Here is a 12,098-nt window from a genome sequence, read left to right as displayed (position 1 = left end):
TCCCTCCGAGTTGTTTCAACTGCTGGTCAGACGGTGGCGATCAGGGCTTCTTCGCCGCTGCCCGGTCGGAGGCCGTCGGTGCGGTCCGCGAAATAGCGACGGGTCAGGTCGGTGGCCGAGACGTGGTCGACGGCAGCGAACCCTGCCTGTCGCGCCAGCGCGCTGATCTGGTCGGGGGTGTAGAAGCCGATGAACGGAGTGCCGGCCCGCCGGGAACCCTCCCGGGAGGCTTTCCGGATCGGTACGTCCTCGGGGTCGAGATCCTCGATGGGACGGAAGAACGTCAGGATCAGCGTGGAGCCGGGGGGCAGACTGGCCACCCGCTCGAGCGTCGCCGTCGTGGCCTGTTCGGTCAGATACATCGTGACGCCCAACCAGGACACCACCGCGGGACGTGAGGTATCGAACCCCGCCGCCTGCAACCGGTCCCACCAGTCGTCGTGCGCCTCGAAGTCCACCGGCACCAGGCGCAACCACTCCGGGACGTCATATCCGAGCTCGATCAACCGGTTCCGCTTCCACGCCTGTGTTTCCGGCTGGTCGATCTCGAAGACGGTGATGGACGACCCCGCATCGGGATGACGCTGGGCGTAGGTGTCCAAGCCGGCGCCGAGGATCACGTACTGATCCACGCCGCGGCTCGCGGCCTCCGCCACCAGGTCCTCGGTCAGCCGTGCCCGCCCGACGATCGTGGCTCGCTTCCCCCGGCTGTAGGCGGGGGCCATGTCGCCGCGCTCGAGCCATTCGTCGTCGTCCTGTGCGAGTCGGGCGCCCACCACGTCGTCGAGGACGTGCGGGGGCTCGTCGACGTGCGTGTGCAAGGCGCGCCACAGCGCGGTTCGTACCGCTGTGTTGTCTGGCGTGCTGGCAACGTTCCTCGTCATGAGCCAATCCTTTTCCGTGCATCCGGCAAGGCTTTTCGGAGAGCGGTGACCACGTGCTCGGCGAAGCCGAGGAATGTGAGTGTTGTCGCGCCCGGATCGATGCGATATCGGATGACGGCGCGATACAGCTGCTCGGTGCCCTCTGGAGCCGCTGAGTCGCCATCCGGCCCGTACACCCGGGTGATGATCACCGCGGGGAAGGGTGCTCGCCGCAATGCCCTGCGTCCGGTCTTGTTGTGGTAGCGCAGCAGTGCCAGTTCGGCGGTTCTGGTCGGCTCGGTCTCGTCGAGGGAAACGGTGGTGGCCGCGGTGAACGGACCGACTGACGGTGCGTCGAAGTGAGTAGTCAGCGATACTTCTTCGTCGATCGCGCCGCCGATCAGTCGCGCGACTCCCGTGGCGCGGAATGCGCGGCGAAGGGCTTCGTGGACGACGTCGCCGGTGAGAGCGTCGTCCCAGCGGAAGGTGGCGACGGCGGCCGGAACAAACGCGGTTTCGTCGGGCGTCTGCGCTCGGGCGAGGAGGACTCTCCAGCGATCGAGGCCATCCGTAGCGACCGCGTCGCCGGCTGCTTCGATGGCTTCGAGCGCGGGCACGAGCGCTGGTGAGCGGGGCACCTCCGCTGCGCCGGACACGGACCGCTGAAGTGCCTCCGCCAGCCGGTGCAGAGAGGCCCGGTCGACGATCGCCGCGTGGACGGCGAGCACTGCGACCGTCTGCTCGGGGGTGCGTGCGAAGGCGAGCGCGGCCGGACGGCCGGCCGACATGTCGAGGAGATCAACGGCGGCCGACCTGATCGCCGTGTCGGCGGGCAACTCCACAGTCGGGGGCTCCACTGTCCCCGGAGGGAGGAGGTGGGTGAACCAGAGTCGCCGGCTGGTGGCGTCGACCGAGAGGCGAAGCGCGTCCGTGTCGGCCACGAGCGCTCGGAAAGACGAAGTGATCGACTCGCTCGTCGACTGCGCGGGCAGCTCGATGAGTTCGGTGAAGACGTACTCGTCGGGTGCAGGATTCGCCTCGCGTAAGCGTTCGAGGGCGGCGGACGTCGGAACGAGAATCGGCTCGGCCGAAATGATCGAGGGCGTGAGCAGCGCAGCGAGGGCGCTGATCGTGCGCTGCACGAACACATCACGCAGTCCGAACGTCAGACCGTGCTCACGCGCGGAGGCAACGAGCCGGGTCGCGGAGATGCTGTCGCCGCCCATCCGGAAGAAGTCGCTGTCGACGCCGATTTCGTCGAGGTGAAGTACCTCGTGGAACACGCGGGCGAGAGCGATCTCGGTGTCGGTCTGCGGTTCCCGGCCCTCGGCAACGGCCAGTTCCGGCTCGGGTAGCGCACGGCGATCGAGCTTCCCGTTCGCGGTAACGGGAAAGGCGTCCAGACGCGTGAACGTGGCGGGCACCATGTAATCGGGCAGCGATCGGGCGAGGTGCTCGCGCAGGTCGGCCGGTTCGTGGCCGGTGACGTAGGCGGCGAGATACTGGCCGCCGGCCGGGTGATCCCGGGCGACGACCGCTGCGCCGGACACCGAGGGGTGCTGTTCGAGGACCGCGCGGATCTCCTCCAGCTCGATCCGGAAGCCGCGGATCTTCACCTGGTCGTCGCTGCGGCCCAGGTACTCCAGCTGGCCCTGGGCGTTCCACCGCACGACATCGCCGGTGCGGTACAAACGCGCACCCTGATCATCGGCCACGAACCGCTCGGCGGTCAGGCCCGCGCGCCCCACGTACCCGTCAGCGAGCTGCACCCCGCCCAGGTAGAGCTCACCGGCGACGCCGATCGGCACCGGACGCAACCACGTGTCGAGGACACGCACCGAGGTGTTCGCCACCGGAACACCGATCGGCACCCCCACCGCATCGACGAGCTCGGCCCGCACCACCGGCTGAGCGGTCACGTCCACCGCCGCCTCGGTCGGCCCGTAGAGGTTGTGCAGGTCCGCGTGCTCGAACAACTCGACGGCACCGATCGCCGGCGACACGGGTAACGCCTCGCCGGAGAAGAACACCCGCCGCACCGACTTCACCGACGTCCGGCTCGGGTCCGAGGCGAGGAAGGCCTGCAGCATCGACGGCACGAAATGAGCGACAGTCACTTCGCGGCGGTCAATCACGTCGAGCAGGTAGTGCGGATCCGTATGTCCGCCGTGCCGCGCCACGACCACCGTGGCGCCGGTGACCAGCGGTAGGAAGAACTCCCACACCGATACGTCGAAGATGAACGGGGTCTTCAACAGGACCCGATCCGACTCACCGATCTGGTAGTCGTTCCGCATCCACCTCAGGCGGTTGACGATCGCGTGGTGGGTGACCTGAACGCCTTTGGGGCGTCCGGTGGTGCCGGACGTGAAGATCACGTACGCGGCATCCGCCGGGAGCAGTGGACGCGACAACTGGGGCGGGGCGATCCCGCCGGCATCGAGGTGCTGCGGCAGGGGTTCGTCGTCGATGGCCAGCCGGCCCGCAGAATGTTCGGTGATCACCACGCGTGGTGTGGCGTCCTCGAGGATGTGGTTGATGCGTTCGGCGGGATAGTCGGGGTCGATCGGCACGTACGCCGCTCCGGCGCGGATCACTCCAGCGAGTGCGACCACCAAGTCGGCTGAGCGGGGTAGGGCGACTGCCACCCGATCCCCGACCCGCACGCCCTTCTCGACGAGGAGGTGCGCGAGCGCGTTGACCCGTGCGTCGAATTCGCCGAAGTGGAGCTCAGTGCCGTCATCAGCGGTGACTGCGACCGCGTCCGGCCTCGCCGCTACCTGCCGGCGCACCAATTCGTCGAGCGTTACCTGGGGATCATCGACCGTCTCACCACGCGACCACCCATCGAGTTGCTGCCGCTCCGGCGCGGGTACCAGGTCCAGCTCACCGATCCGCGCCTCCGGGCCAGCAGCGATCGCCTCCAGCACCGACGTGAAAACGGCAACGAACCGCTCAGCGGTCGCGGCATCGAACAGGTCGGTCGCGTAGCAGAGCTTCCCACTCAGATCGGTTGGCGAATCGACGATGTCGAGGTCGAGATCGGTCTTGACCGCTTCCACCGAGGTCGGAGTCGACGCCGTCGTGACATTGCTGAGCCGCAGCCCCCCGTCGCGGCGGATCTCCGCGACGCGATGGGTGACCATGACTTGGAACAGCGGGTTGCGGCCGACGGATCGCTCGGTGCCCAGCGCGCGAGTGATTTCTTCGAACGGCGCGGCCTGGTGCTCGAACCCGTTGAGCACCGTCCGCTTGGTGTTCTGCAGTACGTCGGCGATCGAGTCACCGGCACGGAACCGGTGGCGGATCGGGAGCGTGTTCACGAAGTATCCGACCAGGTCTTCCAGGCGGTCCTCGGTGCGCCCACCGACCGGTGAACCGATCACCAGGTCCTCACCGGCGCCCAGCGCCGACACGGTCAACGCGGTCGCGGCCTGGGCGATCATGAACATGCTCACGCCCTGCGCGTCCGCGGCGCGCCGCAGACCGGTCACCACCCGCGGATCGACGGTGAACCGGAGATCCGTACCGCGGTGGGTCGGCGCCACCGGCCGGGCCCGGTCCGGAGTGATCGTGGACTCCGCAGGCGCATCCGCGAGCACGTCACACCAGTAGGCAAGGTGCTGGGAGAGCAGTGAGCTGGAGTCCGATGCCTCGCCCAGGACGTGGCGTTGCCAGATCGCGTAGTCCGCGTACTGCACCGGCAGTGGCGCCCAGTCCGGCTCCTGGCCCGCGACCCGCGCCCGATAGGCGGTCGACACGTCGCGCAGCAGCGACGGGAACGACCATTCGTCCACCGCGTGGTGATGTGCCGCGACGACGAATACCCACTCGTCGTCGCCGGTGCGCAGCAGGGCGACGCGGATCGGAAGTTCGATCGCGAGCTCGAAACCGGTCCGCACCACAGCGGCCACGCGGCCAGCGGCATCCACACCTCTGACGTCCTCGACGAGCAGAGTGAGCCGGTCGATCGCTTCCTTCGCTGGGATGACGACCTGATGTGGTGTGCCGTCTGTCTGCGCCAAGAGGGTGCGCAGTGACTCGTGCCGGGAAACCACGTCCCGTACCGCCGTGATCAGGGCGTCAGGATCCAGGTCGCCGGACAAGCGGAGCGCCACCGGCACGACGTACCGGCCGCCCGGTCCGCCCAGCTGATCGATCAGCCAGAGGGCTTGTTGTCCGTGGGAGACGGGGAGCACGGCAGGGCGTGGCAGGTCGCCGATCCGCACCCGGGATACCCCCGTGGCAGCGGCGATCTGGGCGAGTTGGCTGATGCTGGGGTGGTCGAAGATGTCCCGCAGGGTCAGGGCGGAGCCGAGGAGCGCGTTCGCGCGTGCGATGACTCGGGTGGCGAGCAGGGAGTGTCCGCCCATGCGGAAGAAGTCGCTGTCGACGCCGATCGCGTCGAGGTGGAGTACCTCGCGGAACACCCGGGCGAGAGCGATCTCGGTGTCGGTCTGTGGTGCCCGGCCTTCGGCAACGGCCAGTTCCGGTTCGGGCAATGCTCGACGGTCGAGCTTCCCGTTGGGGGTGACGGGGAAGGCGTTCAGACGCGTGATCGTGGCGGGCACCATGTAATCGGGCAGCGATCGGGCGAGGTACTCGCGCAGGTCGACCTGCTCGTGACCGGTGACGTAGGCGGCGAGATACGTGCCGCCGGCGGGGTGATCCCGGGCTATGACCGCTGCGCTCGACACCGCGGGGTGTTCTTCGAGGACCGCGCGGACTTCTTCGAGCTCGATGCGGAACCCGCGGATCTTGACCTGGTCGTCGCTGCGGCCCAGGTACTCCAGCTGGCCCTGGGCGTTCCAGCGCACGATGTCGCCGGTGCGGTACAAGCGTGTGCCGTGGTCGTCGGCCACGAACCGCTCAGCGGTCAGGCCCGCGCGCCCCACGTACCCATCCGCGAGCTGGACCCCGCCGACGTAGAGTTCGCCGACCGGCGCCGGACGCAACCAGCTGTCGAGAACCCGCACCGAGGTGTTCGCCACCGGAACACCGATCGAGGTGCCGACCGCCGCGGTCGCATCACCGGTGACCTCGGTGGATCCGTAGAAGTTGTGCAGCACCGCGTGCGGGGCGGCGGTTCGCATCGCCTCGGCGGTGTTCCGGCTGAGCGCCTCGCCGGAGGAAACCCAATGCCGGACCGACGCCAAGTCCGCGGGCCCGCGGACCAGCACGTCAGCCAGGCTGGGCACGCTCAGCAGATGCGTGACACCGTGCCGGGCAACCGTCTCCGCCAACTTCGCCGGGTCGTGGCCGGGGACCACCACGACCCGAGCCCCGGCGACCAGCGGCCCGAACAATTCGGTGACCGCATCCACGAAACCCACACCGCTCTTCGACAACGCCACACTGTCCGGTCCGTACTTCAGTACGCGCTCACCCCACGCCAGACGATTCACCAGCGCACGATGCGAAATCGCGACGCCCTTCGGCCGGCCCGTCGTGCCCGACGTGAAAATCACCACCGCGACATCCGACCCGTGCAACGGCCGCGCCAAATCCGGCGCGGTCACCCGCACGTCGGCGGTCTCAAGATCGGTGATCACCACACGAGGCGCGGCGTCCTGAAGAATGTGCTCGATGCGCTCGGCGGGGTAGCCAGGGTCGATCGGCACGTACGCCGCTCCGGCGCGGAACACCCCGGCGAGTGCGACCACCAGATCCGCTGAGCGGGGCATGACGACCGCGACCCGATCTCCGATCCGTACACCCTTGTCGATGAGGGAGTGCGCGAGAGCGTTGATCCGCGCGTCGAGCTCGGCGTAGGTGAGTTCGATGCCCTGGTCATCGACGAGGGCGACCGCGTCCGGGCCGGCCGCCACCTGGCGGCGCAGCAACCCATCCACCGTCACCGGCGGGACATCGAGCACCTCGCCACGCGCCGCATGCCCACCATCCGGAGCGGCGCTCAACTCAGCGAGTGTGCGCCCCTCGAGAACTCCCTCGAGGAACCGACCGAACTGCTCGGCGTGCTCGATCGCGTCGCCGGTGGCCGAGCCGACGGACACCTCGAGACGGATCCCGGACTCCGCGTTCCGGTAGACCGCGAGATCAAGTGACCCCACCGGACCGGTACTGATCGTCTCCGGAACCACCACCACGTCACCCAGCTGCGGCGCCGACTCGAACAACCTGATGTTGATCGTCGGAAACGCCAAGTACGACGCCTGGCCCCCCGGCCACAAGCGAGCGAGCGCATGGTCCTCAACAGACGTGTGACGCCGCGACGCCTTCAACTGCTCCGCGACGATCGTCAGGACCGCGCCGAACGTCTGATACGGGCTGATCGGAACAACCACTGGAATCGTCCGCGAGATCGCACTCGGCGTCCTCAACAACTCACGACCGTCACGCAACATCAGCGGAACACGAACCGCTACCTGGTCACGACCCTCGACCAGAGCGGTATACACACCCCACGCAGCGATGACGAAATCAGTCCACGACACCCGCGCAGCACGCGCGCATTGTTGGATACTCGCGGACGCGTGATCAGGTACCGGAACAACAACCGGCCGAGACGAGGCGACAAAGGCCCCGGAAAGGTCCTCCGCAGCGACGGCGTCGACTCCGAGGACGCCACTCCAATAAGCCACGCCCTCGTCGATCCCAGAATTGCCACGCTCGACAACGTCCCGCAAACCACCGAACCAACGCTTCGGCACCGGATCACCAGCCTGCGCCGCAGCGTAAACCTCAGCCACCCGGCGAACGAACAGAGAAACGCTGTAGCCATCAACGAGCAGAATGTTCGTGACCAGAATCCACGCCCACGTCCCGTCCCCCCGACGGACAAGAGCCGAAAACGTCGACGGTTCGCCCGGCATCCCAGCGAGATACTCCCGGGCCATCACCCGAATCTGATCATCGTCGAGGCCGGACTCCACGATCTCCGTCTCGAGCGTCCTCGTGGCGTCCACGTATTGAAAGGGAACACCATCGTCGGCCCCGAAACGAACACGCAACGCATCGGTCTCCGCGAACACGACAGACACCGACGACGCGAACACGACCGGGTCAACCGCACCATTCAGCCACAACACCTGACCCGCGCAGAACACCGAAGAATCCGGAGCAAGTCCCAGCGCCACCCAGTTACCCCGCTGGCTCGCAGTCAGCTCCACGCGATCAAGAGCCGTCATGAAGCCACTTCGCTACCGTCCTGGAGCTTCGCGAACACCTCGATCCAGTGACCCAGCCTCGAGTCCTCAGCGAGGGTGATGAAGTCGATCTGTTCCACTCCCGCGCTGCGCCACCGCTCCACCAGCTCCATGAGACGCACCGAGTCCATCCCCTGGTCGCTCAGGCTCACGTCGTAGTCGACCTCTGCGGGATCGAGATACAACACGTCGGCGACGTCGGCGATCAGTTGCTCGGTGGTCAGCTTCATCGGAACTCCTTCTTCGTGGACGTGTGTTCTTCTCCCGACGCGCCCGGCACGGCATCGGCCACTTCCCGGCAGAGCCAGGTCGGGATCATCCGGTCGTCGGCGAATCCGATGACCAGCAGCGGACTCGTGACCGCGGCGTACGCGGCGAGGCGGTTCCCGAGCTGGGCGGACACTTCGAGCTGGCCACGCTCGCCGGAGTCCATCGGGCCTGCGGAGAGGGACAGGATGTCGAGCCAGTCGCGTGCCTTGGCGGCATCGCGCAGGGTGGCGGGGGAGAGGTTCCCAGCGTCGGTATCGAGACCTAATCCAGGCCCAGCACGACGTCGAGACCGACCGTCACCCCGGGGAGATTCGAGACGGCACGAATCGAGCTGAGAACTCCCGGCATGAGCGACTCGCGAGAAACGGAGTCGTACCGCAGGGTCATGGTCTCGCCGTCGTTCCCGAACAGCACCTCTTGTGAGGACATGAATCCACTGACTCGGATCGCGTGGACACCGATTCCCTCGATCTGTCCGCCGCGCACCCCGTGGGGGTCGAGAACGGTGGCGTCGGGCGACGGAGAGCGCCCCGCTTCGTTGCGAGCGCGAGCGATCAATTCGGCCGTGCGCAACGCCGTGCCCGACGGGGCGTCCACCTTGCCGGGATGGTGGAATTCGATGATCTCGACGGACTCGAAGAACGGTGCCGACAGCGTCGCGAACCGGGTCGCAAGCACCGCGCCCACCGAAAAGTTCGGAACGACGAACACGTTGACGTCGTCTCGTCCGACGAGAGCGGTGCGGATCCGGTCTACGGATTCTTCGTCGAAGCCGGATGTTCCCACCACGACGTGGATCCCCTGTTTGATGCACCACTGGACGTGGTCGTGGGCGACGTCCGGGGGCGAGAAAACGAGCACGACGTCGGCATTCTTGTCGACGACGTCCTGGATGTCGTCGTCGATGTCGATCTCGGAGACCACGCTCATGTCCGAGCTGGCATTGATTGCGCGGACCGACGCTACGCCCATGCGTCCGCGAGCTCCCAATACCGCAACTGAAGTCATGTCGTAAGCCATCCTAAGTAGAGGGACGGGCGCCGTGCTCCCGTGGCGGGGGAGAGGCCTGCCGATGAGATTAGGGCAGCCTTACCTCCGATTGTGTGCGCAGACTGTCACTTGGTTACGACGTGCTGGCAACGCGCACCAGCCCTACAGGCTGCAGTCGCGACTGAGGAGATCCACTGTGGTTTCCCGGCGGATCGCCAGCCGGGCCTCGCCGTCGTGCGCCACGACCAGCGGCGGACGTCCGACGAGGTTGTAGTTGTTGGCCATCGAGTGGTGGTAGGCGCCGGTGCCGGGCATCGCGAGCACGTCCCCGGGCTCCATGTCCTCGGGCAGCGGCACGTCGTGGGCCAGCACGTCGACGGCTTCGCAGTACCGCCCCACCACTGTGGCGTTGCTCGTCGGCGCGCTGGTGAGCCGGCCGATGCGCCGGACGGTGTAGCGGGCGCCGTAGAGCGCCGGTCGCAGGTTGTCGCCCATGCCGCCGTCGACGGCGACGATCCTCCGGCCGCCCGCTGTCGTCTTCAGCGCGAGGACGCGGTACAGCGTCACGCCGGCCCGGGCGACGATCGCCCGACCCGGTTCGACGGTCAGCCGTGGCGCCGGGATCCGGTGTCGCTCGCATTCGAGGGTCAGCAGCTGGCGGATGCGGGTGGCGAAGGCCTCCACCGCGAAGGCCTGCTCGCCCTCGACGTAAGGCACCGCGTGACCGCCTCCCAGGTCGAGCTCCATCGGGACGTCGGTGCCACGCTCCCGGTGGATCCAGGCGAGGAACGTGACCAGTTGTCCGATCGCGCGCTCGTACCCGCCGAACCGCGTGACCTGCGAGCCGATGTGGCAGTGCACACCCGTCAGCCGCAGCGCGTTCTGCCCGAGTACCCGGCGTGCCGCGTCGGCCGCCGCGCCGGTCGCCAGCGAGAGACCGAGCTGCTGCTCCTCGACGCCGGTCGTCAGCGCGGCGTGCGTCCCGGCGTCGACGCCGGGAATGACGCGCAACAGCACCTGCTGCGGCGCCGTGTCGTCGGAGAGCGCGACCAGCCGGTCCACCTCCCCGACCGAGTCGATCACGACCCGGCCGACGCCGTATTCCGTCGCTCCCCGCAGGTCGTCCGGTGTCTTGGCGTTGCCGTGCAGCACGATCCGCTCCGCCGGAAATCCGACGGCGCGGGCCACCGCCAGCTCACCGGCCGAGCAGACGTTCAGCGAGAGGCCCTCTTCGTCGATCCAACGCGCGACCGCACCACACAGCAGCGCCTTGGCGGCATACGCGACCTCGGGAAATGCTGCCACGTACTGCCGGCAGCGGAGCCGGACGTCCGCCTCATCGAGGACGTACGTCGGGGTGCCGAACTCCTCCGCGACCGCCATGAGCGAGACGCCGCCGACCCGCAGGTCTCCCCGTCGGTCGGGCCGCGCGGTCAGCGGCCACAGCTCGGCCGCCAATCGTGGTGCCAGTGATGTCCGCAGCGAGGGTAGTAACTCCGGCAACGTCATCCGGATTCATCCCATCTTGTCGGCTTCTCCACGTGCTCTGTGGAGCAGTGCCGTTACACTGTGACACAAATCTGGTTAGGGTCGCCTAACGGCCGGTACGTGATGCGTCGGAGAAGCACTTCGAACGGCCCGCGCCACCCGCGCCGTCGCATCACGTCGGCTGAGACCACAGTGACCAGCCAGGTCGACGTCGCGAGCAGTGCGGTGCCGGCGACGGTCAGCGTGCCGGACAGGTCGAGCAGGAACGGCGTGAACGTGATCGCCCAGACCACGGACTGCGCCAGGTAGCACGTCATCGACCGCTGGCCGGTCGCCGCGATCGCATCGATCACAGGTCCGCGACGGTTCGCGAACCGCAGCGCGACGAGCGACAGCACCGCGGCGTAGCCCCAGCCGCCCGCGACGCCCGTCGCGTCGTGCAGCGGGCCGAGCAGTTCCAGCGTCGAGCGGTCGGGCGGTCCGATCACCCCGGCCAGGACGAGTGCGATCGGCTGGGCGCCGAACACGGCGACGGCCAGCCCGCCGGCCGCGGTGGCGCGCAGGAGGCCGAGGTAGCGCTCCGGCTGCTCGAGGATCCGGCGGCGCCCTGCCCACAGTCCGAGCGCGTACGGGCACAGGAAGCCGATCGGTCCGAGCAGAGCGATGAAGGCCGAGACCGGCGCTCGTCCGACGATCATCGTCGGAAGGTCGGGTGGCAGCATCTCCGGGCCCGGCGGCTCGGTGCTGATCGCGGACGAGTCGCCGCTCGGCAGCGCGCCGAGCGCGAAGAACACTCCGGCCAGCACCAGCAGCCGCCGGTCCGGCCAGCGCACGAGCCACGCGCCGACCAGCAGCAGGACGCCGTACGCCGCGAGGATGTCGCCGACGTAGAGCAGCACCGCGTGGAGGAACCCGACGCCGATCAGCCCCAGCGCGCGTCGCCACAGCAATCGGCGCACGCCCCGGGGGCCGCGCGCAGCCTGTCGGGCCGCGATCCGGGCCACGCCGTAGCCGAACAACAGCCCGAACAGCGGAAAAGCCCGTCCGTCGACGAACGTCGAGAGGAGCCAGGTCACGGCTGCGTCGAGGCTCGAGCCGTCCGTGGGATAACCACCGAGGACGGCCGGGCCGCGCAGGAAGTAGTGCGAGTTGGCCAGCGCGATGCACAGCAGCATGGCGCCCCGGGCCAGATCGGGTGCGAGGGCCCGGGTGTCCGGGTCGCTAGCGGCGGTCATGCCTTCAGGCAAGCGTCCGGGGCGTCCGGCTTTCAGCGGGCTTTCGTCGCTGAATCATCGACCAAGGTCGATATTGGCCCCGGATG

At 68.1% G+C, this 12,098-nt stretch carries 7 protein-coding genes; all 7 read right to left on the bottom strand.

Annotated features, from left to right (window positions below; translation table 11 throughout):
• Positions 1 to 26: 26 nt before the first annotated feature.
• A complete protein-coding gene (locus ACGFY5_RS14885) occupies positions 27 to 884 on the bottom strand; it encodes a class I SAM-dependent methyltransferase (RefSeq protein ID WP_392720163.1) in 858 nt (285 codons plus the stop codon).
• Positions 881 to 8,011: an amino acid adenylation domain-containing protein gene (locus tag ACGFY5_RS14880; RefSeq protein WP_392720162.1), complete on the bottom strand. Its 7,131-nt coding sequence runs from the start codon at positions 8,009 to 8,011 to the stop codon at positions 881 to 883. The genes ACGFY5_RS14885 and ACGFY5_RS14880 overlap by 4 nt, the downstream gene beginning before the upstream one ends.
• Complete coding sequence (locus tag ACGFY5_RS14875) at positions 8,008 to 8,259, bottom strand: phosphopantetheine-binding protein (RefSeq protein ID WP_392720160.1); 252 nt, start codon at positions 8,257 to 8,259, stop codon at positions 8,008 to 8,010. The genes ACGFY5_RS14880 and ACGFY5_RS14875 overlap by 4 nt, the downstream gene beginning before the upstream one ends.
• Positions 8,256 to 8,462: a hypothetical protein gene (locus ACGFY5_RS14870; protein WP_392720159.1), complete on the bottom strand. Its 207-nt coding sequence runs from the start codon at positions 8,460 to 8,462 to the stop codon at positions 8,256 to 8,258. The genes ACGFY5_RS14875 and ACGFY5_RS14870 overlap by 4 nt, the downstream gene beginning before the upstream one ends.
• A 98-nt stretch (positions 8,463 to 8,560) precedes the next feature.
• Positions 8,561 to 9,307, bottom strand: a complete 747-nt coding sequence (gene dapB / locus ACGFY5_RS14865) for a 4-hydroxy-tetrahydrodipicolinate reductase (protein WP_392720158.1) — start codon at positions 9,305 to 9,307, stop codon at positions 8,561 to 8,563.
• Positions 9,308 to 9,451: 144 nt separating this feature from the next.
• Positions 9,452 to 10,798: a diaminopimelate decarboxylase gene (lysA, locus tag ACGFY5_RS14860; RefSeq protein ID WP_392720156.1), complete on the bottom strand. Its 1,347-nt coding sequence runs from the start codon at positions 10,796 to 10,798 to the stop codon at positions 9,452 to 9,454.
• A gap of 53 nt (positions 10,799 to 10,851) precedes the next feature.
• Complete coding sequence (locus ACGFY5_RS14855) at positions 10,852 to 12,012, bottom strand: DUF418 domain-containing protein (RefSeq protein ID WP_392720155.1); 1,161 nt, start codon at positions 12,010 to 12,012, stop codon at positions 10,852 to 10,854.
• Positions 12,013 to 12,098: the final 86 nt, after the last annotated feature.

Origin of the sequence: Cryptosporangium sp. NPDC048952 (assembly GCF_043197895.1) — a bacterium.
Classification (GTDB): domain Bacteria; phylum Actinomycetota; class Actinomycetes; order Mycobacteriales; family Cryptosporangiaceae; genus Cryptosporangium.
Note: the sequence above shows the minus strand (reverse complement) of the source record. Positions and strands in the feature narration are given on the sequence as shown.